Below are 23,766 nucleotides of genomic sequence, written 5' to 3'. Positions count from 1 at the left end.
GGGGTATTTGAAACCAGAAAGAAGCAGGAGGCGCGCCGCGCCAGCGGCGCCCGGCCCAACGGGATGAGATCGCCAGATCGAAGCCGGGCGGGAGAGCCTCCCCCCGCAGTTGCAAGCCTCAGCCGTTTTCGCGCAGGATGTGGCCCGCCAGATAGAGCGAGCCGCAGATCAGCACCCGCGCCTGCGGATCCTTGGCGGTGATCATCTGCAGCGCTGCCATTGTGCTCTCAGCCGTGCCCGCTTCGATGCCGACCGAATTGGCAGCCGCCTCGGTGTCTTCCGCGCTCAGCGTGTTGATCTCATCGGGGATCGAAATGGCCGTCAGGCTTGCCACCTGCGGCGCCAGGGGAGCCATGTAGCCGCTCACGTCTTTGGTGTTCAGCATGCCGCAGATGAGGTGCGTGGGGCGTTCCGGCAGTTTCGCCAGCACATCGGCCAGCGCGATACCCGCCGCGGCGTTGTGGCCGCCGTCCAGCCACAGTTCGGCTTCCGGTGCTGCCTCGATCAGCGGGCCGGTCTTCAGCTTCTGCATCCGGGCGGGCCATTCCGCATTTAACATGGCCGCCTCGCAGGCAGCCTCATCCGCGCCCAGATGGCGCAGCGCCGCCAGCGCCGCGCCGGCGTTCTGGACCTGATGCGCCCCCAGCAGCGCAGGCAGCGGCAGGTCCAGAAGGCCGGTTTCATCCTGGAACACCAACCGGCCGTGTTCCTGATGCACATGCCACTGCTGGCCATAGGCAATCACCGGCGCGCCAAGACGGGCGGCGGTGGCCTCGATCACTTCCATCGCCTCGTTGGGCTGCGGGCCAACCACCACCGGCACCCCGCGCTTGATGATCCCGGCCTTCTCCGCGGCGATTTTGGCCAGCGTATTGCCCAGGAACTGCTCATGGTCGATAGAAATCGGGGTGATCACGCTGATCACGGGTTTATCAATCACGTTTGTGGCGTCCAGGCGCCCGCCCAGGCCCACCTCCAGCAGCGTGTAATCAGCCGGGGTGCGGGAAAACGCCAGCAGCCCCGCCACCGTGGTGATCTCGAAATAGGTGATGTTCTCACCGCCATTTGCGCCGTAGCACTCGTCCAGCACCTCAGTCAGATACTGTTCCGAGATCAGCTCCCCCGCCAGCCGGATCCGCTCATGAAACCGCGCCAGATGCGGCGAAGTATAGGCGTGGACGCTTTTTCCCATCCCCTCAAGCCCGGCGCGGATCATCGCCTGGGTCGACCCCTTGCCATTGGTGCCGGCCAGATGGATCACCGGCGGCAACTTGTCCTGCGGGTTGTCCAATGCGGCCAGCAGCCGCCAGACCCGGTCCAGCGTCAGGTCGATGATCTTGGGGTGCAGCGCCATCATGCGGGCGAGGATCGCGTCGGAGGTCTGGGTCATCGGCCTGGTCCTGTCAGATCGGAAAGTCAAATGCAGCAAATAACAGCGCCCGCCCAGGTAAGGACGGGCGCGGTCCGGCCGGACAGCCGGGCAGGTTAATATAGACCGGTTTATTCGGCAGCTTCTTCGCTGACTGCGGCCTCGGTTGGCGCATTTGCGGCCATGGCGGGGTCTTCCTCTTCCGGCGAGGGCAGATCGCCCACCACCTGCGGCGGCAGGCCCATCAGCATCCGAATGATGGTGATCAGCTCACCGCGCATCTCGGTGCGCGAGGTCACGCGGTCCAGCATACCGTGATCCAGCAGGTATTCGGCGCGCTGGAACCCTTCGGGCAATTTTTCGCGGATGGTCTGTTCAATCACGCGGGGACCGGCAAAGCAAATGAGCGCATTGGGTTCAGAAATATGCACATCGCCCAGCATCGCATAAGACGCTGTCACCCCGCCGGTGGTCGGATGGGTCAGCACCACGATATAGGGCAGGCCCGCCTCTTTCAGCATCTGCACCGCCACAGTGGTGCGCGGCATCTGCATCAGCGACAGGATGCCTTCCTGCATCCGCGCACCGCCAGCGGCGGAAAACAGCACCAGCGGGCGGCCCAGCTTCACCGCTTCTTCAGCCGCGGCGATGATGGCGTTGCCCACATACATGCCCATCGAGCCGCCCATGTAGGAAAAATCCTGCGCCGCAGCGATAATGGGGGTGCGGCCGATTTCACCGGCGGCCACCAGCATGGCGTCTTTCTCGCCGGTCTTTTTCTGCGCCGCCTTGATCCGGTCGGGGTATTTCTTCTGATCCTTGAACTTCAACGGATCGGCCAGCGGTTCCGGCACCGTAACCTCGGTGAACACACCGCCGTCAAACAGCGCGGTGAACCGGTCGCGCGGCGTGATATGCATGTGATGGCCGCAGCTGGTGCAGACGTTCTGATTGTCGCTCAGCTCGCGGTGAAACAGCATGGTGCCGCATTCATCGCATTTCTGCCAAAGGTTCTCGGGCACTTCACGGCGCGAAAAGATCGAGTTGATCTTGGGCCGGACGTAGTTAGTGATCCAGTTCATATTGCTTGCCTCTCCGGGGGCGCGGTTTGCCCCCCAGATAAGGCGCCTTGGCCGCAATTGCAATCAGCGGCGTATGGCAAGCCGTGCGCAAAGCCAGCTGACCAGCATCAGCGCAAAGTCCACCGCCATCCAAGGCCGCAGCGCCTGCACGTCCGCCATCTCGAAGGGGATCAGATACAGCGACAGCCCGTTCAGGCTGGTGGGCGAGGCAAACAGCAACAGCGCCGTCACATTGTTGAAGAAATGCACCGCCATCGCCGGGCCCAGCGTGCCCGCCCGCGCCGTCAGGTCCGCCATCAGCAGACCGAACAGCCCGGCCCAGGCAGCAATCAGCAACGCATTCTCCCCGGCCTCGGCCGGCAGGTAATGGCCCAGCGCAAACAGCGCCGAGGGCCCCAGCAGCCAGACCAGAGGACTGCGGAACCGGGCCGCCAGCGCCTGCTGGATATAGCCGCGGAACAGGATCTCCTCCGATCCGGTCTGCACCAGTACCCCGACCACCGCCAGCGGCAGGATCCCCAGCCAGGTCCAGAACGGCAGGTTCGGCGTCATCGGCGGCCCCATGCTGTAGGGCGGCAGCAGCAGGATCAACAGGGTCAGCCCCATCAGAAACAGGCTGACACGCCCGAACTGCCAAACCAGCGGCCTCAGATGCCCGGTCACGGTGGCAAAGCTGCGCTGGTGAAACAGCCGCGCCGCCATGGCCACCCCCAGCGACAGAAAGGCAAAGCTGCCCAGCAGCACCAGCATGGCGCCGGGATTGCTGCCGTCACTCAGCCCCTGCAGCCAGGCGCCGGGGAACAGGCCCGCCACCATCACCTGCAGCGCCGCGGTCATCGCAAAGCTGACCGCCGCCACCAGCACCAGCCCCAAAAGCAGCCGCCACAGCGCAGGCTGCAGCCGGGCAAAGCGCACCAAGGCCTCATGCGCCCTGTAACTGTACCCGTCTCTGTGCCTGTGCTGCATGTGTCCTCCGGCTGGAATGGCGGCAAATTGCGCCAACGTTATGCATTGCTGCAACGCCATGGCAAGGCAGACAGCCCGGCGCGCGGTTCACACTTGCCGCGCAGCAGCCCTGCCCGTAATAAATTTGTCAAAAAAACAGACCGGCAGGGACCGCAGTGACCAGAACAAACAACGGGAAACCCGTGTCTTTTTCGCTCCCCGGCGGAAAGGCGCCAGGACTGCGCAGAGCTGCAGCCGCCGCCGCGCTGGCCGGCTTGGCCTTGGCGGGATGCAGCCCCGCCCCCACAGGCATGTCCTTTGCCGCCCGCGTGTCCGGCCCGGCGCCGCGCCTTAGCGGCCAGGTGATGTCCTTTGCCGGCGGCGGCGTGCTGCTGGCTGCCCCGGAAACCTTTTGCTTTGACCGGCGCAGCAGCACGGCGGATGACAGCGGCGGTTTTGCCTTGATTGCCCATTGCAGCCGGCTGGACCGGAACCGCTGGTTCGGCTCCCGCAATGCGGCCGTTCTGACCGCCTCGATCGGTCCGGCGCAACAAGACGCCGCAGCCCCGCAAGCGGCTGATATCGTGGCCATGTTCCCCGGTGCCACGCTGCTGGAAACCCGCGACGACCAGTTGCTGCCGCTGGTCCGGCTGGAATTCCCCGAAGCCGTCGCCGAAGGGGCCAGTCCGGTTCACTGGCGCGGTGCCTTTGTGCTCGACCGGCATCTGGTCGCCCTGGCGCTTTATGCACCGGAGGGCAGCCGCGCCCTGGGCCGCCAGGGGGCAGCGCTGCTGAACGAAGTGACCCACCGCTCACTGGAAGCCTCCACCCTGCCGGATCTTGAGGAAGCCGGCGCGGTGCTGCCCAAAGGCCCCCGGCAATCCCTGCGCCCCCTGGCACGGCCCGCAGCGGCAGCCGCCGGCGCCCCGGAAACCGGCGCCACGCCCGCCCTTCGCAAAAAACGCGGGCTTAGCCAGCGGATTGCCGGTTTCTTTCAATAGCCGCCAGCGGTTACACTGGCGCCAGCGCCCGCCGCATTACCGCACGGGCCGGACTCCGCAACACGGCGCAACAGGCAAGAGAGAGCACGATGGGCAGGATCATGGACCGGCTGCTGCACCTGCGCAGCCTGCGCCGCTGGCGCGCAGCCGCAGAAGAGTCGGCCCGCGCGCCGCTGTCTGAACTGCGCCGCCAGCGCAATCAGGCCCGCCAGCTGCGCACCCATCTGGACCGGCTGATCCACACCGCCGACGGCCGTTTGGCGCTGCCGCAGATCGGCTCCTCCTTCTTTCCGCGCCCGCATGGCACCGATTGGTCCTGGCGCCCGGAACTGTGGCGAGGGCCGCTGCCCGAATGCGGGCTGTCCTCCGTCCCCGCCAAGGCCCGGCTCGGCGATGAGGCGCAGCTGTTTCACGACTGCGCCTTCTCCGAACTGACCCTGCGCCAGCTGCGCAACACCCGCGAAGAAGACCTTGCTCCCTTCGGCCTGCGCATGGATGTGTTCCAATTCGACGGCTCGTTCCTGTCGCTGGTGATCGACCTGCCGCCCGCCGCTGCCAATGGCATGACCCGGCAGCATCTGCTGCGGATCGATAGCATTATCGAATCCGAAAAACCGATCGAGATTTTTGCCCGGCTCAACATCCAGCACGGTCCCAATACCGAACAGATCGTGCGCGAGCTGCCGCAGGAGCAAAAGAACATCGTGGTGGAGTTCGACCTGGCCTATTCCAAGCTGAACGAGAAGCGGATCGAAAAGATCTGGCTTGATCTGATATTTGAAGCGCCGGATATGAACCAGGTGATCCTGCGCGACCTGACCTTCTCGCGCCACCGCCGCGCGGCGATCTGAGGAACCTGAGCCATGAGCGACCTGTCACTGACCAAAATCCGCTTCCGCAACGGCATCTGGGAGGGCCGGATCAGCAACGCCCCCGCCAGCGGCGCGCGGCCCGAGATTTCCGTGATGTTCCAGGATCAGCCGGTGGCCGATGCAAAACTGAAAGAAGGCCAGGCAGGCGGCGAATGGCTGATCTCAGTGCCGGTCCCCGCCGAGGCATTGGCCGACGGGGTGCAGACTTTCGTGATATTCGATGCCGCCGGCGGCACCCGTCTGGGTGATTTCACCCTGATCGCCGGGGAGGCTGTGGCGGACGATCTGCGCGCCGAGGTCGAACTGCTGCGCGCAGAACTCGACATGCTGAAACGCGCCTTCCGCCGCCACTGCCTGGAAACCACCTGAGCGGCGGTTACACCAATGCCTGGAAATGCTCTGACAGCACCTGCATCAGCTTGGCGTGCGGGATCGGGCCATAGCTGCAGCGCGCAACGCCTGCCTGCCGCGCGGTTTCCAGCGTGATACCGCGCATCATCGTGTTGACCGGCAGCGCGCTTGCCTCGCAGACTTGTGCAATCAGATCCGGATCAGTCAGGCCGGGGATGAAATACCCATTGCCGCCGGCCTCGGCATAAGCCGCGCCGCGCTCCAGCGCCTCCGCCATCAGGCTCGCGTGTTTCGACGCATCTTTTTCCTTCAGAAACAAATCTGTGCGCGCATTGACAAAAATGTCCGCATTGGCCGCCCGTACTGCAGCAACCCGCCGGGCCTGCTCTTCAATGCTGTAGAGCTCCGCCGTCCCAACCACCTGGTCCTCAAAATTCAGCCCCACGGCGCCGGTTTCGGCCAGCCGTTTAACATTGGCGGTCAGCTGTTCAGGCGCACGGGAATAGCCGCCCTCAAAATCAATTGTCACCGGCAAATCCGTGGCGGCGATGATGCGTTCAGCGTTGCCCAGAACAAACTCCAGCGGGATCTGCTCGCCATCGGCAAAGCCCTGCGCAACGGCCACCGGATAGCTGCCGGTCGCCAAGGCCGCGGCCCCCGCCCCGGCAATCGCCTTGGCACTGCCTGCGTCCCAGATGTTATACAGCACCACCGGGTTGCCCGGCTGATGCAGCGTCGCAAAGGCGCGTGCGCGGTCGGAATATGTCATGCAGAAATCCTCTGTTTGTAGCTTGTCTCAATCTCGATCAGCCGCTGCTTGCGCCACAAGCCGCCGCCATAACCGGTCAGCGATCCATCCGCCGACAGCACCCGGTGGCAGGGTACTACCAGCGCCAGCTGGTTGGAACCATTGGCCCGCGCCACCGCCCTTGTGGCCGAAGCCCGGCCCAGCTCGCGCGCGATCTGCGAATAGCTGCGGGTTTCGCCCGCCGGAATGGTCAGCAGGTAGCGCCAGACCTCGCGCTCGAACCCGGTGCCATGCAGGGCCAGCGGGGTTTGGAAATCCGCGCCGTCACCCGCAAAGAACCGCTGCAGCTCTTCGGCGATCTGCTGCGTCGGCGCCGGCCGCCCAAAGCCGATCCCTCCGGGCTGCGCCTTTTGCAGCCTGGCCACTTCCCGCGGCAGCGCCTTGCGGTCGGCAAATTCCAGCAGATGCAGCTGGTGCCGGCAGCTGATCGCAATCATCGCGCCCAGCGGCGTGTCGATCCAGTCGGCCAGCAACAGCGCGTCCTTGCGGAAGGCGCCCGGCGCAATCCCGACCAGCTTGGCAAAGGCCGCGCGAAAGGCGCTGGCGCTTTCAAACCCGGCATCAATCTGCGCCGCAATCACCGGCTCGCCGGCTTTCAGCGCGGTGAACCCCTCGCGCAGGCGGCGCTGGCGGGCCATTTCCAGAAAGGTCATGCCGAAATGCCGCTTGAACGCCCTCCGAACGGTGGACGCATCCAGCCCCATCCGCGCCAGATCGCCCTCGCCCCAGCGATAGGCGGGACGCGCCTCCAGCCGGGCCAGAAGATCCTGTACCATCGGATCATCCCCGGCAGCAGCCGCCAGCGGCTTGCAGCGTTTGCAGGCGCGGAACCCCGCCTCAATACATTGGCCGGGGCTGGCGTAAAAGCGGCAGTTCTCGTACTTCGGATTGCGCGCCGGGCAGGTCAGGCGGCAGAAGATGCCGGTGGAGGTCACGCCCACATAGGCGCGCCCCTCATAGGCGTCATCACGTGTGATCAGCGCTTGGTACAGCGTCGGGGAATCAGGCAGGTCAAACATCATGGGGCGAACATAGCCCAGCCCATGCAATCAATGCGCCGGAGATCGGGCGTTGATATTCACTTTGACGCGACAAATGCGTTGTGCCGGGCTGGGTGTTGCCTTTTCAGCGTACGCCGGTTTCACCTGATCATCAGGTTTTCACAACATACACTCCCCAGGTCGATCACCCATTGCACAAGGCGCGGGCAAGCTGTGCGGCTGTCTGCGCAGCACCCAGAGACCGGCCGCGATAAAAAGGGGGTCGTTCAGGAATTCCTGTCCAAGCAGGACCCGCGGGGTCTGTCCATTCTCTGCCCGGCGGCGCTCCGTGCTGCCCGCAAACGCCACCCCCCTGCCGCTTCTTTCTGGCCAAAAATACCTTGGGGGTGAGGGCCGCAAGGCCTGAGGGGGCAACGCCCCCTGCTGCCGCCCGGCCGGCACGTGAACAGCAGAGCAGAAAAAAGGCCGCCCAGCCGGACGGCCCCTTTGTGCTGCAATATGGCCAAGCCTTACTTCGGTCCCAGCGCCACCAGCCCCTTCAGGATGTCGATGGCATAGGCCAGCTGGTAATCCTCTTCGCGCAGCTCCGCGGCCTTTTCGGCCTTTTCGCGGTCGGCTTCGATCTGGCGGATCTCATCCTCGCTCAGGCTGTCATTGTTCAGACTGCCGCGCAAATCGGCCTCGGAGCGCGAGCGGCGGGCAGGCGAGTCGTTCTCCTCCTCAGCCGCAGCGGTTCGGCGGGGCTGCTGCACCACAATATCAGGGCTGACGCCCAGCGCCTGGATCGACCGGCCCGACGGTGTGTAATAGCGCGCAGTGGTCAGACGCATCGCGCCCTCGCCCTTCAGCGGCATCACCGTCTGCACCGATCCCTTGCCGAAAGACTTGGTGCCGATGACGATGGCGCGGCGGTGATCCTGCAGCGCACCGGCCACAATTTCCGAGGCCGAGGCCGAACCGCCATTGATCAGCACCACAATCGGCTTGCCATCAGCCAGATCGCCCGGCGTTGCGTTGAACCGCTCGCCGTCCTCGGGGTCGCGGCCGCGGGTCGAGACGATCTCACCGGATTCCAGGAAACTGTCCGCCACCTTGATCGCCTGGGTCAGCAGCCCGCCGGGATTGTTGCGCAGGTCCAGAACGATGCCGTTCACATTATCCTTGCCGCCCGCATCTTCGATCTGCTTTTTCAGCCCGGACACCAGGTTGGTGGTGGTTTGATCGTTAAAGGTGGTGATCCGCATCACCACGGTATCGCCCTCGATGCGGCTGCGCACCGCCGTCAGCTTGATGGTGTCGCGGATGATCGAGACATCAAACGGCTCGGCCTCGCCTTCGCGCACCACGGTGATCACAATCTCGGACCCCACTGGTCCGCGCATCAGGGTGACCGCATCGTCCAGCGACAGGCCCAGCACGCTTTCGCCGTCCACATGGGTGATGAAATCGCCCGATTCCATGCCGGCCTCGTCCGCCGGGGTGCCGTCAATCGGCGAGACAACTTTGACAAAGCCCTCTTCCTGCGTGACTTCAATCCCCAGGCCGCCGAATTCGCCGCGGGTCTGCACCCGCATGCTGGCCGCATCATCCGGCGACAGGTAGCTGGAATGCGGATCCAGCGACGTCAGCATGCCGCCGATCGCCGCCTCGATCAGTTCCTTCTCGTCGACTTCCTCGACGTATTGGGCGCGGATACGCTCGAAGATGTCGCCGAACAGGTCCAGCTGCTCATAGACATTTGCCTCGCGCGTGCCTTCCTGCGCCAGCAAAGGGCCCGCAACATAGGTTGTAGCGACAATCCCTGCCAGCGTGCCGCCAATGGCGGCCATCGCAAATTTTCTCATCAAGCCTTCATCCACCTTTTCCAGTGCGGAACCATGTTTCCGGGTCCACCGGGCTGTTGTCCATTCTCACTTCTATATAGAGCGTTTCTGTCCGGTCAGTTCCACCCCCTTCACCGCTAAGTGACAGAATTGCATCCGGCTTGGGGTTTTCTCCGCTCATCAATCCCACCGGCGTGCCCTCGGGGATCACTTGCCCCGCCTCGCCGAACACCTCGGCCAGGCCGGAGAGCACAAACAGCGTCTCCGGCTGCGGTTCCAGAATCACCACATTGCCCAGATCCAGCAGCGGCCCGCGATAGCGGATGGTGGCGGCGGCCGGCGCCGTGACCAGGGCGCGGGGACGCGCCGCGATCAGCAGACCGGGCCGGGCAATACCCGCCGCGTCCCGTTCGCCGTAGCCGCGCAGCACCAGCCCTTCGACCGGCAGCGGCAGGGTGCCGCGCAGCTCTGTGATGTCAGCGCTGGTCCCGGCGATGTCACCGCCGGCAATCTCGGCCAGCCCGTCGGCAAATCCCGACAGGGTTTCAGTCGAGGAAATCAGGATCGCGGTACGCACCGGATCAGCAGTGAAACGGCGCGGCAGCGTGGTGCGGTCGGCAATCGCGGTGGACAGCTGCACCCGCGCGGACTGCACGCCCGCCAGCCCCTCTTCCAGCGTCCTGGCCGCGTTCTGCTGCAGCAGCCGCAGGCTCTGCACCTCGTCCAGATCCATCTTCAGCGACTGCGCCCTGGCATGCAGGGCCGGGGTCACCTCGGCCAGCATCATAGCCGAGCGTGCCGCGCCCAAAGGCCCCGAAGGATGCACCATCAGCACCGGCGGCGGCGAGGTTTCAATGGTCTGGATAATCCCCAGCAGCCCCGAGACCTCCTCTTGCCGCGCCGCCAGCTGCGCACTCAGCTGCGCCTCGCGCCGCGCCACCCGGCGCAAGCCGTCGCGCATCGCCGCCAGACCGGCCTCAAACGCCTGCACGGTTGCGGTCAGCGCCTTCACCCGGTCGCGGGAGCTGCCGGCCTCCTGCAATTGCACCGAAGCCCCCTCCAGCTGCGCCGCCGCCGTGCGCGCGGCCCCGGCGGGGTCCGCTGCCGCCTGCAGCGGTGCGGCCAGCAGCGCCAGCAGCAAAAAGCCCGCCCGCAGCGTCATGACAGCAGGCTCTCCCCGGTCATCTCTGCCGGTTTCTCCAGCCCCATCAGCTCCAGAATAGTCGGCGCCAGATCCGCCAGCCGCCCATCCCGGAGTGTGGCGCCTTCCGGCCCGCCGACCAGCGCCACCGGCACCAGGTTCAGCGTATGCGCAGTATGGGCGCCGCCGGTTTCCGGGTCCACCATCACCTCGCAATTGCCGTGATCTGCGGTGACAATCATCGCGCCGCCCGCCTTCTCCAGCGCTTCCACCACCTGTGCCAACCCGCGGTCCACTGCCTCGCAGGCCAGCATCGCCGCCTTCAGATCGCCGGTATGGCCGACCATGTCGGGATTGGCATAGTTGGTCACAATCAGGTCATAGCCCGCAGCAATTGCCTCGACAAACTTCTCCGTCACCTCGGGGGCCGACATCTCCGGCTGCAAGTCATAGGTCGCCACATTGGGCGACTTCGGCATGAACCGGTCCTCGCCCTCTTCCGGGTCTTCCTTGCCGCCATTCAGGAAGAAGGTCACATGCGGGTATTTCTCGGTCTCCGCCAGCCGGAACTGGCGCTTGCCCTGTTTGGCCACCCAGGCGCCCAGCGTGTTCACAATCGCTGCCTTGGGATAACAGGTGGTCATGTAATCGCTGTGGCTGTCGGAATACTCCACCATGCCCAGCAGGCCCGCCAGTTTGGGGCGCTCGCCCGCATCAAATTCAGCAAACCCCGGTTCGCCAATCGCGCGCAGAATCTCCCGCGCGCGGTCAGCCCGGAAGTTCAGGCAAAAGAACCCGTCGCCGTCCTTTACCCCCTGATAACCGTCCAGCACGGTGGCGGCGATGAACTCATCCGTTTCCGACTGATTATAAGCGTGGTCCACCGCGCCGTGGGCATTCATTCCCGGCCGCCCCTTGGCATGGATCATCGCATCATAAGCCTCGCTGACGCGGCCCCAGCGGTTGTCGCGGTCCATCGCGAAATAGCGCCCGGTGACGGTGGCAATGCGGGCGCCTTCGGGCAGCTTCTCCTCCAGCCGGCGGAAATGGCGAAAGGCCGATTTCGGCGCCACATCGCGCCCGTCGGTGATTGCATGCAGCCAGACCGGCACGCCCGCGTCCGTCACCGCCGTCACCGCCGCCAGGATGTGGTTGATATGCCCATGCACGCCGCCGTCCGAGACCAGCCCCATCAGATGCGCCGCGCCGCCGCTTTCTTTCAGCTGCGCGATAAACGCCTGCAAAGCGCCGTTTTCAAAGAACGACCCGTCTTCAATCGCCAGGTCGATCTGCCCCAGATCCATCGCCACCACCCGGCCCGCGCCGATATTGGTGTGGCCCACTTCGGAATTGCCCATCTGCCCGGTCGGCAGCCCGACATCCGGCCCATGGGTGATCAGCCGGGCGGCCGGCCCCTTGGCCAGGATCGCATCAAAGGTTGGCGTTTGCGCCAGATAAGGCGCGTTTGCCTTGCCGGGCTCGCCGCTGCCCCAGCCGTCAAGAATGCACAGGACAACGGGTTTGGGTGCGGTCATGGGGTAGCTCCGGGGCAAGGCTGTGTTCGCAAGCCTTCTAACGCCTCGCCGCGCCGGGGTGAACCGGCATTCCTGCCACAGTTGGCGTTATCAGCGCGCTTGGCGGCAGCAAGCCTCCGCCAATCCGCTTCATCTTTCCAAAAATACTCAAATCCCCGGCCCGCCACCCGCGCCGCCGCCCGCGTTCTGCGGTGTCAGCAGATGCCGGATCAGCGCCACCGGATGGGCCCGCAAGCTCAGCCGCATGGCGACGTAATCCTCCACCACTTCCTCGCCCAGGCCCATCTGCGGCAGATCCGCTTCCGGCTCGTAAATCCCCTCGCCCTCCAGCTCGCGGGCAAACAGCGGCAGCGGCTTGCGGGCGGTGATCGCCTTGGCCGCCCACAAGGCCTCACGCCGGTTCAACCCGAGGGCAGCAAAGGCATCGGCTTCAGCAAGCCGCTCAATCACCGGCGGCGGGGTGCCCGCCTTGCGCCAGACGTCCTCCACCTCCGTATAGCCATTGCCGCGTGCCGCAGTCATCCAGGCGGCATCCTCATCGCGCAGGCCTTTCACCTGCCGGAACCCCAGCCGCAGCGCCAGCCCGCCATGGCCGTCCGGCTCCATCACATTGTCCCAATAAGAATTATTGATGCAGACCGGGCGCACGTCTACGCCATGTTCGCGGGCGTCGCGCACGATCTGGGCAGGCGCATAAAACCCCATCGGCTGCGCATTCAGCAGCGCACAGGCAAAGATGCCGGGATGGTGGCATTTGATCCAGGCAGAGGCATAGACCAAGAGCGCAAAAGACGCCGCATGGCTTTCCGGAAACCCGTAAGAGCCAAAGCCCTCGATCTGGGAAAAGCAGCGCTCGGAGAAACCGCTATCATAGCCGTTCCTGGCCATGCCGCGCAAAAACAGGCTGCGGAATTCGCTGACGTTGCCATGTTTTTTGAAGGTCGCGAGCGACCGCCGCAGCCGGTCGGCCTGCTCCGGCGTGAAGCCCGCGCCGACAATGGCGATCTGCATCGCCTGCTCCTGAAACAGCGGCACACCAAGGGTCTTGCCCAGTACTTCGCCCAGCGCGTCCGAGGGGAAATGCACCGGCTCCTCGCCATTGCGGCGGCGGATATAGGGGTGCACCATATCGCCTTGGATCGGGCCGGGGCGGACAATGGCGACCTCAATCACCAGATCATAGAAATGGCGCGGCTTCATCCGCGGCAGAAAGTTCATCTGCGCCCGGCTTTCGACCTGAAAGACGCCAATGCTGTCGGCCCGGCACAGCATGTTGTAGACCGCCGGATCCTCGGGCGGCAGGGTGGCCAGGCTGTAATCCAGCTGGTGGTGCTGCTGCAGCAGATCAAACGCCTTGCGGATACAGGTCAGCATGCCCAAGGACAGCACATCGACCTTGAGGATCCCAAGCGTGTCGATGTCGTCCTTGTCCCAGCAAATGACTGTGCGCCCCTCCATCGTGGCGTTCTCGATCGGCACCAGCTCGTCCAGCCTGCCTTGGGTGATGATAAAGCCGCCCACATGCTGCGACAGGTGGCGCGGGAAGCCGATGATCTGCTCCACCATCTGCATCGTCAGCTGCAGGCGGCGGCTGCCGGGGTCCAGCCCGATCTCGCGCATCCGCTCGGCCTCCACCCCCTTGGCGCTGAAAAACCCCCACAGCTGCGAGGACAGGGCCGAAATGGTATCCTCGGTCAGGCCCATGGCGCGGCCCACCTCGCGGATGGCGCGTTTACCGCGGTAGTGGATCACCGTGGCACAGAGGCCTGCGCGGTGGCGGCCGTAGCGTTCATAAATCCACTGGATCACCTCCTCGCGCCGTTCGTGCTCGAAATCGACGTCGATGTCCGGCGGCTCGTCACGGGCTTCGGAGACGAAACGCTCGAACACCATGGTGCCGAGTTCGGGGCTAACCGAGGTCACGCCCAGGCAGTAGCAGACCACCGAATTCGCTGCCGAGCCGCGCCCCTGGCATAAAATTCCGCGGGAGCGGGCAAAGGCGACGATGTCGCGCACGGTCAGAAAATAGGGGTCGTATTTCAGCTTGCCGATCAGGGCCAGCTCATGCTCCAGCAGGCTGCGCACCTTGTCCGGCGCGCCGCCCGGATAGCGCCATTGCAGGCCCTCCTCGGCCAGCCGCCGCAGGCGTTGCGGCGGGGTTTCGCTGCCGCGCCCCTCATCCGGGTAGTCATAACGCAGCTCATCCAGGGAAAAGGTCAGCTGGTCCGCCAGCCGGGCGGCGTTGTCCACCGCCGTCTCATGGCCCCGGAACAGGCGGCGCATCTCCGCCTCGGACCGCAGGCGCTGCTCGCCATTGGCCATGGCGGCGCGGCCCAGGATCTCTACCTTGCAGCGCAGGCGGATGGCGCTGAGGACATCGCCCAGGCGGCGGCGGCTGCCGTGGTGCATCTTTGGCGCGGCGCTGGCGAGCGGCGGCAGGTTCAGATGCCGGGCGAGATCCGCGAGCTGCGCAAACCGTGCCCGGTCGCCGCCGTCATAGGCAGGCGCCATCAGCAGATGCATCCGCCCGGCAAAGCGGCGCGTCAGCCCGTCCATATGCGGCCCCCATCCGCCCGCGCCGCTGAGGCCATGTTCCGTCTGCGGCAACAGGAGCAGGTGGAGACCCTCCGCGAATTCCAGCAGGTCAGCGATGTGCAGGAGACAGCTGCCCTTCTGTGCCCTCAGCCGCCCGGTGGACAGGAGCCGGGTCAGACTGCCCCAGCCCGCGCGGTTCACTGGCAGCGCAATCACCTCAGGCGCATCACTGAAGATCAGCCGCGCCGCCGGGATCAGCCGTGGCGCATCGTAGATAGGGAAAGAAAGCGGCGGCGCGATGCCTTCGGGGGGCGGCGGGCCGATGGGCGTGTTCTGCCGGTTCCAGGCCTGCCGCTCGCGCACCTGGCGGGCAATGCCGCGGCATTCGGCATGGGCGCGCACGATGCCCGCCACCGAGTTTTCGTCGGCAATGGCAACCGCCGCGATCCCCAGCTCCAGCGCGCGGGTCACATACTCCTCAGGGTGGGAGGCCCCGGTGAGGAAGGTGAAGTTGGAAAGGCAGGCGAATTCGGCAAACATGGCCTGCATGATATTCCTGTTTTGTTCCCATGTGGAGTCCTGCCGCAACGCCAGCCGCAAACGCCGCCCGCGCCGCGCACAGCGCGGCGCTTGGCCCAACCGCCGCAGGGCATTTCCAATGCCAGCACGAAGGGCGGGAGCGCTTTGTTTCAGGCCACAGCAGGATGCGCATGATCCGGGTCGATTGCGGCAGGGTGGACCGGGCATGGTGGTGTCAGCAAAAGGAGAAAACGCATGATCAGGATCACCGCCCTGCCCACAGAGATTGTCCGCGCGCTGCAGGATGGCGGCACCGATGCCCACGGCCAAGTGCCGGAGCGCGCGGTGTCCGGCGGCGGCAGCAACCCCTGCCGCCACTGCCTGCAATACATCCCCGATGGCACAGGCATGCTGATCCTGGCCCACCGCCCCTTTCCCGAGGCGCAGCCCTATGCCGAGACGGGGCCGATTTTCCTGTGCGCCGATCATTGCGAACGGCACGAAGGCGAAGAGATGCCGGAGATATTGACGGGCTCCCCGGATTACCTGATCAAAGGCTACAGCGCCGATCACCGGATTGTTTACGGCACCGGCATTGTCACCCCGCAAGCGGAGATGAGGGGTCAGACGGAAGCGATCTTTGCGGATGAGCGGGTCAGCTACATCCACGTCCGGTCATCACGCAACAACTGCTACCAGGCGCGGATCGACCGGGGGTGAAGGGGGAACCGGGGGTGAAGGGGAAAGTGCCAACCCTCACGTTGACCTCGGAACACTGAGAGCGGCGTCTGCCTGGGCAGGCGCGCACGTGCCTGACCGTTTTGCCGGAGGCAAACCTTCGGATTGACGGGCCGGCAGGCGCGGCCCGGCCTGCCGGCCGCGCGGAACAGATGTTCCAACCTGCCGGACAGACTATCCCGCTCTGGCTGACTTTGTCAGCGACAGGAAAACGTCCTCCAAATCTGCCTCTTCGGTCTTCACGTCACGGATCGAAATACCGGCGGCATGGACCGCGGCCAGCACGTCCTCGGCGCTGGTCAGGCGGCTGCGGTAGCGCAGCACCACGGCGCCGTCTTCGCGCAAACTGGCCTCGATCCCCTCGCCCTGCGGCACGACCGTGGCGGGCACTGCCGGATGCACCACCATGGTCTTGGCATCAAGTCGGCCCAGCAGGCTGGATTTGCTGTCCCGCGCCACCACCTCGCCCTGGTTGATTATGGCGATCTCGTCGCACATCTCCTCGGCTTCCTCCAGGTAATGGGTGGTGAGGATGATCGTCATGCCTTGGGCGTTCAGCTTGCGGATGTTCTGCCACAGCATCTGGCGCAGCTCGATATCGACACCCGCAGTAGGTTCATCCAGCACCAGCACCGACGGGCGGTGAACCAGCGCCTTGCCCAGCAGCAAGCGCCGCCGCATGCCGCCAGAGAGGGTCCGGGCATAAGCCTCGGCCTTGTCCGTGAGGCCGATCATCCGCAGGATTTCGTCGCTGTGGCGTTCGGGTTCGGGCACACCGTAAAGACCCGCCTGCACCTCCAGCGCGCCGCGCGGGGTGAAGAAAGGATCAAGGTTCAGCTCCTGCGGCATGACACCGATGGCGGCGCGGCTCTGGCGCGGGTTTTCGTCCTGGTCAAAGCCCCAGATCGACACTTGTCCGCTGGTCTTGCGCACCAGCCCTGCCAGGATATTGATCAGGGTGGATTTACCGGCGCCATTCGGCCCCAATAGCCCAAAGACCGAGCCGCGCGGCACCGTGAGATCGACGCCCTTCAGCGCGTGTTTCCCGGGTTGGCCTTTGTGCCCTTTGTAGATTTTACGCAAAGCTTTGATACGGATTGCATCGCTTGTCATCGCCGCTCTTGCCCCCGGTTTTTCCTTGGCTCATAAAAGCGCCTAGCCGAAAAGTGAAAGGACTGCCAGCCATGAGCACCGCCACGCCCCCTGAAGCGCCGGAAACCAGGATCGTGAACAGCCGCAAGGTGGCCTGCGACGGCAGCGAGGGCGCGCTGGGGCATCCGCGGGTCTATTTGCAGATCCCCGAGGCCGAGGGTTTCGTAGAATGCCCCTATTGCGACTGCAAGTATATCTATGAGGATGCGGCCAAGGCGGCGGAGTGATCCAACGCAGCCAAGCCCAGGCCTGCAGCGGCTGAGAACCGGAGAATTCAAGTTCTCCCGCCAAATTTCTTTGAAGAAATTTGCCAGCGCCCGGTATGGTCCCGCTGGGCTGAAGCAAACGGATGGCGCACATGGCACAGCTTCTGATCGTCTACCACTCGCGCACCGGCGGCAGCCGCCGGATGGCGGAGGCGGCGGCAGAGGCGGCACGCGGCGAGGTTTCCACGGTTCTGAAACGGGCCGTAGAGGCCGGGCCGGAGGATCTGCTGGCGGCGGATGGCTATCTGTTCTGCGCGCCGGAGAACCTGGCGGCGCTGTCCGGCCAGATGAAAGAGTTTTTCGACCGCTGCTATTATCCGGTGCTGGGGCGGCTCAACGGACGGCCCTATGCGCAGATGGTTTGTGCCGGCTCGGACGGCGAAAACGCCGCCCGGCAATGCGCCCGGATTGCCACCGGCTGGCGATTGAAACAGGTGCAAGAGCCGCTGATCATCTGCACCAATGCCCAAACGCCCGAAGCTATTCTGGCGGAGAAGGTGATCCCGGAGGACCAGCTGGATGCCTGCCGCGAGCTGGGGCTGGCACTGGGCGCGGGGCTGGCGATGGGGGTGTTTTGACACTTTACCATTGCGCACTGAAGACCATGCCTAGGTCACGCCTGTGTCCGGCCAGTTAAATACATTGCAATCTGCTCGGCAGAAAACTGGCCATTCATAACTGTTTCGGCTTCAGAACCCTGAGCAAACAGCACTGGCAGTTCTATAGTTTCTGTTAAGACGCTCTTTCAGCCCCGGCCCGGCCCATACTTTGAGTTTGCCGCCGCCCGACAATTCGCCATCCCCCCAAACTGTGTGCGATGCAAAATCCGCATATGCAAAACGGGCGGAGCCTTCCCGGCCATCACTGCAGGAAATGTCCGCAGTGCCGTAATTGCCGATTTTGCTTTGCACCTTCCATGTGCCCGTACACTGCACGCCCGAGGACGTTTCGCCGCTGAAACTGCCCTTAAGCCAGCCTGTTGCGGCCCCAGTGAAAATCTCTCCTCCTTCCAGGCAGGCCGCCAGGGGCGCACAATTGCCCGGGCTGCCTTGCACGGTTGAACACTCTGCGGGGAAAAGGGCGTCGATTGTACCATCATTGCCCACAGGTTCAGTGCAAGACACGAGAACCGTCAGTGCAACCGGCAGAACGGCAATTGCAGTGCAGCGGGGGATGAAGGATAAGGTTTTTTGAAACATGCGGGCGCCAAATCAACGGGAGTAAATAACCATGAGCAATACTCAGTTCGGCAAAGGTTGTCATCTCCATCTGATCGACGGCTCGGCTTTCATCTTCCGCGCCTATCACGCGCTGCCGCCGCTGACGCGGAAATCCGACGGGCTGCCGATTGGGGCAGTGGCCGGCTTTTGCAACATGCTGCAGCGATATGTGGAGGGCAACACAGGCCCCGATGCGCCGACCCATGTGGCGGTGATATTCGACCATTCCGGCAAGTCGTTCCGCAACGAGATGTACGACCTTTACAAAGCCAACCGTCCGCCCGCGCCTGAGGACTTGCGCCCGCAGTTCCCGCTGACCCGCGAGGCAACCCGCGCTTTCAACATCGCCTGCAAGGAAGTTGAAGGGTTCGAGGCCGATGACATCATCGCCACCTTGGCGCACCAGGCGCGTGATGCCGGCGGGCGCTGTACCATTATTTCATCCGACAAGGACCTGATGCAGCTGGTCGGCGGCGGCGTTGAAATGCTGGACGCGATGAAGAACAAGCGGATCGACAGCGACGGCGTGCATGAGAAATTCGGTGTCGGCCCCGACCGGGTGGTGGATGTGCAGGCGCTGGCGGGTGACAGCGTTGATAACGTGCCCGGCGCGCCGGGGATCGGGATCAAGACCGCAGCGCTTTTGATCAATGAATTCGGCGATCTGGAGAGCCTTCTGGACCGCGCCGAGGAGATCAAGCAGCCCAAGCGCCGCCAGACCCTGATCGAACACCGCGCGCAGATTGAACTGTCCAAACGGCTGGTGCAGCTGGATTGCAATATGGCGCTGGATTTCTCGCTGGAGGATCTGGAAGTGGTGGAGCCGGATGCCGAGACCCTGCTGACCTTCCTGTCGGAGATGGAATTCCGCACCCTGACCAAGCGCCTTGCCGATCAGCTGGGCATGGATGCACCAGCCATTCCCGAAGCGCCCGCCGCTGCGGCTGAGGCCTCAGCACCCGAAGCTGTGCCTTTCGACAAGGACAAATACGAATGCGTCAGCGAGGCGGAAGCCTTGCAGGTCTGGGTGGACCGCATCCGCCGGCGCGGCTGGGTGGCGGTGGATACCGAGACCACCGGGCTTGATGAAATGGTTGTCGATCTGGTCGGCATTTCGCTGTGCGTGGAAGCGGGCGAGGCCTGCTATATTCCGCTGGCGCATAAGGCCGGGGGCGATGATCTGTTTGGCGGCGAGGGGTTGTCCGACGGGCAGATGCCGCTGGAAGAGGCCGTCGCAATGCTGAAGGACGTGCTGGAAGATCCGGCGATCCTGAAGATCGGCCAGAACATGAAATACGACGCCAAGATCCTGCACCGCTACGGGGTGGATGTGGCGCCGATTGATGACACCATGCTGATGTCTTACGCGCTGCATGCCGGGATGCACGGGCATGGCATGGATGCGCTGTCCGAACGCTACCTGGACCACACGCCGATCCCGATCAAGCCGCTGCTGGGCAGTGGCAAATCGGCGATCACCTTTGACCGGGTGCCGATTGACGACGCGGTGCCTTATGCGGCTGAGGACGCCGATATCACCCTGCGCCTGTGGCAGGCGTTCAAGCCGCAGCTGCATCAGGAGCGGGTGACCACGGTTTACGAGACGCTGGAACGGCCCTTGGTGCCGGTGCTGGCGGATATGGAACGCAACGGCATCAAGGTGGACCGCGATACGCTGAGCCGGATGTCCAATGCCTTTGCCCAGAAGATGGCTGGCTTGGAGGCCGAGATTCACGAGCTGGCGGGCCGCAGCTTCAACGTCGGCTCTCCCAAGCAACTGGGGGAGATCCTGTTTGACGAAATGTCCCTGCCCGGCGGCAAGAAGGGCAAGACAGGCGCCTATGCCACCGGTGCCGATATCCTTGAGGATCTGGCGACCGAGCATGATCTGCCCGCGCGGGTGCTGGACTGGCGGCAGCTCAGCAAACTGAAATCGACCTACACGGATGCGCTGCAGGACCATATCAATGCGGAAACCGGCCGGGTGCATACGTCTTATGCACAGACCGGGGCAAGCACCGGCCGCATGGCCTCGACTGATCCGAACCTGCAGAATATTCCGGTGCGCACCGAGGAAGGCCGCCGCATCCGCGAGGCCTTTGTGGCGGACGAGGGCAATGTTCTGCTATCGCTGGATTACAGCCAGATTGAGCTGCGTATTCTGGCGCATATGGCCGGGATTGACGCGCTGAAGGCGGCCTTTGCCGAGGGGCAGGATATTCACGCCATGACTGCGTCGGAGATGTTCGAGGTGCCGCTGGACCAGATGACACCGGAGATCCGCCGTCAGGCCAAGGCGATCAACTTCGGTGTGATCTACGGGATTTCAGGCTTTGGCCTTGCGCGCAATCTGCGCATTCCGCGCAAGGACGCGCAGGGGTTCATCGACCGCTATTTCGAGCGTTTCCCAGGCATCCGCAAATACATGGATCAGACGGTGGAATTCGCCAAGGAACATGGCTATGTGCAGACCTTGTTCGGGCGCAAGATCCACACCGCCGAGATCAACGCCAAGGGGCCGAAAGCAGGCTTTGCCAAACGCGCCGCGATCAACGCCCCGATCCAGGGGACTGCTGCCGATGTGATCCGCCGGGCGATGGTCCGGATGCCTGCGGCGATTGCCCATCTGCCCGCGCGGATGCTGCTGCAGGTGCACGATGAACTGCTGTTCGAAGTGCCGGAAGCGGCAGTGGAGGAGACCATCGCAGCCGCCCGTCAGGTAATGCAGACCGCCGCCGATCCGGCAGTGCATCTGGACGTGAAACTGGTGGTGGACGCAGGCCGCGGTCAGAACTGGGCGGAGGCGCACTAAAGCAGTTTTCTTGAGGCAATTCCTTTTGAGGCAGGCGAAGCACTCCCGCCCGGCTTCGATCTGGCGATCTCATCCCGTTGGGCCAAGCGCCGCTGACGCGGCGCGGCGATTGCCGCACCCTCTCCACCCTGGGTCGAGGGAGCCGCAACGCTCCGCGCGTTCAGCGCGGCTTGCCCTTGACGCGGACTGCGCTGAAAACAATTGGGAACGCCCCTCAAGGACAGACCTGCCCCAGGGGCTTCTCAGCAAAGACTCTGCGCCGCGCCAGCGGCGCCATGCCCAACGGCTGCTGATGCATCGCAGATGCAGCTTGCAGCGGGCGGGAGTTTTCCCCTGCCCGGCCTTAGCCGCCGGTCGGCTTTTTGACCAGTTTTGCCACTAGCCGCCGCACCAGCGGTGCGGCCGTGAAGGCGACGGCAAAGGCAATCGGCCAGCTGACCGACCAGGCCTGCATCCAGGCCTGCGTAAAACCCGCACCAAACCCCAGCGTTTTCCAGGTCGCCACACCAGTCACGATAAAGGACATCAGCCCCGACAGGATCAGGCTGAACAGCAGAGGGGCAAAGCGGGCGGGCAGCATCGGCGGGGTCCTTCCTGTGATCCTGCCGCCCTTATGCAGGCCGCCGTATCATATTTCAATTCACGAATGTAACAGCCCGCCTGCGGCGGCTTAACGCATCCAGCCGAGGCTGTCTTCGGTGCGCCGGGTCGAGGGCGTGTATTCAGCGCTGACCCAGCCGTCATAACCGCTGGCGTCGATGGCGGCAAACAGCGCTGGGAAATCGACCGGACCGGTGCCCGGCTCGCAGCGACCGGGTGCTGCACCGATCTGCACATGCACGGCGCGGGAGCCGAACATCTCCCAGACCTTAGCCGCATCGCCGTGGATCAGCTGGGCATGGTAGGCATCATACTGCAAACCGACATTGGGGCGGTCCACCGCCTCCAGCACCTCCATCGCCAGGTTGTAGTCGTCCAGGAAATAACCGGGCTGGTCGCCGCTGTTCAAAGGTTCGATTGTGAACTGCTGCTCCGGCGCGCGGCCGGCGGCCCATTGCAGGTTCTCAACAAAGGTCCGCTGCGCCTCTGCACCCTTGGTATAGCCCGCCATCACATGGATCTTGCCCGCCTTCAGTACCTCGGCGTAGCGCAGCACCCGGCGGATGTCGCGCTGGAACCGGTCGACGCCCTCGGGGATGGCCGCATAGCCGGGCGTGCCGCCGGTGTAATTCGGCGGCGGCGCGTTGATCAGCAGCAGCTCCAGCCCGTTGGCAAGCAGGGCGCGCTGGGTTTCCTTGGCGGCAAGTTCATAGGGATACAGGATCTCCACCGCCTCAAACCCGGCGGCGGCCGCAGCCTGGAAGCGGTCGAGATAAGGCAGCTCTGCAAACAACAGCGAAATATTGGCCGCGAAGCGGGGCATGAGGGTTCTCCTTCTTCCCCGAAGGTCTAGCGCTGCGCACAGGGGCCGCCAAGGCGTCAAAAGAACAGAATTTTCATATTAAATCCTTATTAACCTCTAGCGGCAAGTTTCTGCCGCCGCGCCGGGTGGCAACTGGCATCATAGGCGGCGGCAGGTGGGCATAACTGCGCGGATTGATACACGCCTAGGCTGACGTATCAGAGGAGACAGCCATGTGTGATGCAATGGGAACCGCCAAGCCGGCGGTCAGAATTGACAACGACCGTGTCCGCGTGACCGAATGGAGCTTTGCCAAACGCGGCGACAACACCGGCTGGCACCGGCACGGGTTCGACTATGTTGTGGTGCCGTTGTTTGACGGCGTGCTGGAAATCGCCCATCCCGACGGGACGCGCACTGAGGCGGTGATGCAGCGTGGGGTTCCATATTTCCGCAAGGCCGGGGTGGAGCATGACGTGATCAACGGCAATGACTTTGCCTGCGCCTTTGTCGAAACCGAACTGCTGGAGGAAGCCCCCGCCGGTTAGAGGTCAGTCCCCATCCAGTTCAGCCGAAGGGATCAGCGGGAAAAACTCCCCGCCAGACCAGACGCCGAACCAGCCGTCGTGGTGCTCGCCCAGCTCCGCCAGCCGGTAGAAGCTTTTGCGGTCGATCAGCGCCTCCAGCCCGGCCCGCATCATAACGTACGGAGACGGCTCGCCGGTTTCGCCATCCCGTTCGGCCCGGATCGGATTCTCCGCCCCCCCCGCGGCAGTGTCGCCGATATTGGTGGTGAAGGTGATCACCTGCTCACGCCCCGCGCCTTCAACATCGAAATCCACCGCCACGAATGGTGCGTCCTCGACGGTGATTCCAACCTTTTCCACTGGGGTAACAAGGTAGTATTTGCCATCCTCCAGTTTGAGGATGGAGGCGAACAGCTTGACCAGTTCAAACCGGGTGAACGGCGTGCCGAGGTAATGCCAGCTGCCGTCACGGGCGATGCGAATGTCCAGATCGCCGCTGAACGGCGGGTTCCACAGGTGGACCGGCGGCAGCCCCCCGCGCTTCCCGGCCTTCTTGCCGGCCGCTTTGGCCGCCGCGGCAAGGCCTTCGGCATCGGGTGTCACAGCTTTTTGTCCGCTCATTGCTTTTGCCATTTCCAGTCAGCACGATAGAGTAACAGCATATATC

At 64.1% G+C, this 23,766-nt stretch carries 21 protein-coding genes; 8 read left to right on the top strand and 13 right to left on the bottom strand.

What is annotated here, in order from left to right; translation table 11 throughout:
- Positions 1 to 118: 118 nt before the first annotated feature.
- From L1069_RS16500 to L1069_RS16490, 3 genes are all read right to left on the bottom strand, one after another.
- Positions 119 to 1,390, bottom strand: a complete 1,272-nt coding sequence (locus L1069_RS16500) for a folylpolyglutamate synthase/dihydrofolate synthase family protein (protein WP_237456404.1) — start codon at positions 1,388 to 1,390, stop codon at positions 119 to 121.
- Positions 1,391 to 1,500: 110 nt separating this feature from the next.
- Positions 1,501 to 2,451, bottom strand: a complete 951-nt coding sequence (accD, locus tag L1069_RS16495) for an acetyl-CoA carboxylase, carboxyltransferase subunit beta (RefSeq protein WP_237456403.1) — start codon at positions 2,449 to 2,451, stop codon at positions 1,501 to 1,503.
- Positions 2,452 to 2,514: 63 nt separating this feature from the next.
- Positions 2,515 to 3,417 carry a type II CAAX endopeptidase family protein gene (locus L1069_RS16490; RefSeq protein ID WP_237456402.1) on the bottom strand — a complete coding sequence of 301 codons (903 nt, stop codon included), beginning with the start codon at positions 3,415 to 3,417 and terminating at the stop codon, positions 2,515 to 2,517.
- Between the two features lie 290 nt (positions 3,418 to 3,707).
- On the opposite strand from L1069_RS16490, the gene L1069_RS16485 reads away from it, so the two are divergent.
- The 3 genes from L1069_RS16485 (at position 3,708) to L1069_RS16475 (ending at position 5,638) form a co-directional block, all read left to right on the top strand.
- Positions 3,708 to 4,397 (top strand): hypothetical protein, encoded by a 690-nt coding sequence (locus L1069_RS16485; protein ID WP_237456401.1) that lies wholly within the window; start codon positions 3,708 to 3,710, stop codon positions 4,395 to 4,397.
- Positions 4,398 to 4,486: 89 nt separating this feature from the next.
- Complete coding sequence (locus tag L1069_RS16480; protein ID WP_129372366.1) at positions 4,487 to 5,248, top strand: DUF6478 family protein; 762 nt, start codon at positions 4,487 to 4,489, stop codon at positions 5,246 to 5,248.
- Positions 5,249 to 5,260: 12 nt separating this feature from the next.
- On the top strand, positions 5,261 to 5,638 hold the full coding sequence (locus L1069_RS16475; RefSeq protein WP_129372367.1) for a hypothetical protein: 378 nt from the start codon (positions 5,261 to 5,263) through the stop codon (positions 5,636 to 5,638).
- A 7-nt stretch (positions 5,639 to 5,645) separates the two neighbouring features.
- Here L1069_RS16475 and L1069_RS16470 read toward each other — a convergent pair whose 3' ends face one another.
- The 6 genes from L1069_RS16470 to L1069_RS16445 form a co-directional block, all read right to left on the bottom strand.
- On the bottom strand, positions 5,646 to 6,389 hold the full coding sequence (locus tag L1069_RS16470; RefSeq protein ID WP_237456400.1) for an isocitrate lyase/phosphoenolpyruvate mutase family protein: 744 nt from the start codon (positions 6,387 to 6,389) through the stop codon (positions 5,646 to 5,648).
- A complete protein-coding gene (locus L1069_RS16465) occupies positions 6,386 to 7,450 on the bottom strand; it encodes a trifunctional transcriptional activator/DNA repair protein Ada/methylated-DNA--[protein]-cysteine S-methyltransferase (protein ID WP_237456399.1) in 1,065 nt (354 codons plus the stop codon). Before L1069_RS16465 ends, L1069_RS16470 begins: the two co-directional genes overlap by 4 nt.
- A 488-nt stretch (positions 7,451 to 7,938) precedes the next feature.
- The gene (locus tag L1069_RS16460) at positions 7,939 to 9,273 is read right to left on the bottom strand and encodes a S41 family peptidase (RefSeq protein WP_129372370.1); all 1,335 of its coding nucleotides are present in this window, start codon (positions 9,271 to 9,273) and stop codon (positions 7,939 to 7,941) included.
- 7 nt (positions 9,274 to 9,280) lie between these two features.
- Positions 9,281 to 10,414 (bottom strand): peptidase M23, encoded by a 1,134-nt coding sequence (locus tag L1069_RS16455; RefSeq protein ID WP_237456398.1) that lies wholly within the window; start codon positions 10,412 to 10,414, stop codon positions 9,281 to 9,283.
- Positions 10,411 to 11,928 (bottom strand): 2,3-bisphosphoglycerate-independent phosphoglycerate mutase, encoded by a 1,518-nt coding sequence (gene gpmI / locus L1069_RS16450; protein WP_237456397.1) that lies wholly within the window; start codon positions 11,926 to 11,928, stop codon positions 10,411 to 10,413. The genes L1069_RS16455 and gpmI overlap by 4 nt, the downstream gene beginning before the upstream one ends.
- A 147-nt stretch (positions 11,929 to 12,075) precedes the next feature.
- Positions 12,076 to 15,003: an error-prone DNA polymerase gene (locus L1069_RS16445; protein ID WP_237456417.1), complete on the bottom strand. Its 2,928-nt coding sequence runs from the start codon at positions 15,001 to 15,003 to the stop codon at positions 12,076 to 12,078.
- 234 nt (positions 15,004 to 15,237) lie between these two features.
- Between L1069_RS16445 and L1069_RS16440 the strand changes: the two genes are divergently transcribed.
- The gene (locus L1069_RS16440) at positions 15,238 to 15,702 is read left to right on the top strand and encodes a DUF1203 domain-containing protein (RefSeq protein ID WP_237456396.1); all 465 of its coding nucleotides are present in this window, start codon (positions 15,238 to 15,240) and stop codon (positions 15,700 to 15,702) included.
- Positions 15,703 to 15,894: 192 nt separating this feature from the next.
- Here the strand turns inward: L1069_RS16440 and L1069_RS16435 are convergent, their stop codons facing one another.
- Positions 15,895 to 16,833, bottom strand: coding sequence for an ABC transporter ATP-binding protein (locus L1069_RS16435; RefSeq protein WP_237456395.1), 939 nt, complete (start codon positions 16,831 to 16,833; stop codon positions 15,895 to 15,897).
- A 71-nt stretch (positions 16,834 to 16,904) separates the two neighbouring features.
- Here L1069_RS16435 and L1069_RS16430 point away from each other — a divergent pair, with 71 nt between their 5' ends.
- The 3 genes from L1069_RS16430 (at position 16,905) to polA (ending at position 21,170) form a co-directional block, all read left to right on the top strand.
- A complete protein-coding gene (locus L1069_RS16430) occupies positions 16,905 to 17,099 on the top strand; it encodes a zinc-finger domain-containing protein (protein WP_129372375.1) in 195 nt (64 codons plus the stop codon).
- A 131-nt stretch (positions 17,100 to 17,230) separates the two neighbouring features.
- Positions 17,231 to 17,716: an NAD(P)H-dependent oxidoreductase gene (locus tag L1069_RS16425; protein ID WP_237456394.1), complete on the top strand. Its 486-nt coding sequence runs from the start codon at positions 17,231 to 17,233 to the stop codon at positions 17,714 to 17,716.
- A gap of 652 nt (positions 17,717 to 18,368) precedes the next feature.
- Complete coding sequence (polA, locus tag L1069_RS16420) at positions 18,369 to 21,170, top strand: DNA polymerase I (RefSeq protein WP_237456393.1); 2,802 nt, start codon at positions 18,369 to 18,371, stop codon at positions 21,168 to 21,170.
- 343 nt (positions 21,171 to 21,513) lie between these two features.
- Here polA and L1069_RS16415 read toward each other — a convergent pair whose 3' ends face one another.
- Positions 21,514 to 21,750 (bottom strand): DUF2798 domain-containing protein, encoded by a 237-nt coding sequence (locus tag L1069_RS16415; protein WP_237456392.1) that lies wholly within the window; start codon positions 21,748 to 21,750, stop codon positions 21,514 to 21,516.
- 90 nt (positions 21,751 to 21,840) lie between these two features.
- Positions 21,841 to 22,593: a TIM barrel protein gene (locus L1069_RS16410; protein WP_237456391.1), complete on the bottom strand. Its 753-nt coding sequence runs from the start codon at positions 22,591 to 22,593 to the stop codon at positions 21,841 to 21,843.
- A gap of 212 nt (positions 22,594 to 22,805) precedes the next feature.
- Between L1069_RS16410 and L1069_RS16405 the strand changes: the two genes are divergently transcribed.
- Positions 22,806 to 23,120, top strand: coding sequence for a cupin domain-containing protein (locus L1069_RS16405; protein ID WP_237456390.1), 315 nt, complete (start codon positions 22,806 to 22,808; stop codon positions 23,118 to 23,120).
- 3 nt (positions 23,121 to 23,123) lie between these two features.
- Here L1069_RS16405 and L1069_RS16400 read toward each other — a convergent pair whose 3' ends face one another.
- The gene (locus L1069_RS16400) at positions 23,124 to 23,720 is read right to left on the bottom strand and encodes a DUF1285 domain-containing protein (RefSeq protein WP_237456389.1); all 597 of its coding nucleotides are present in this window, start codon (positions 23,718 to 23,720) and stop codon (positions 23,124 to 23,126) included.
- Positions 23,721 to 23,766: the final 46 nt, after the last annotated feature.

The sequence above is a fragment of the Leisingera sp. MMG026 genome, assembly GCF_021654205.1.
GTDB lineage: Bacteria > Pseudomonadota > Alphaproteobacteria > Rhodobacterales > Rhodobacteraceae > Leisingera.
Note: the sequence above shows the minus strand (reverse complement) of the source record. Positions and strands in the feature narration are given on the sequence as shown.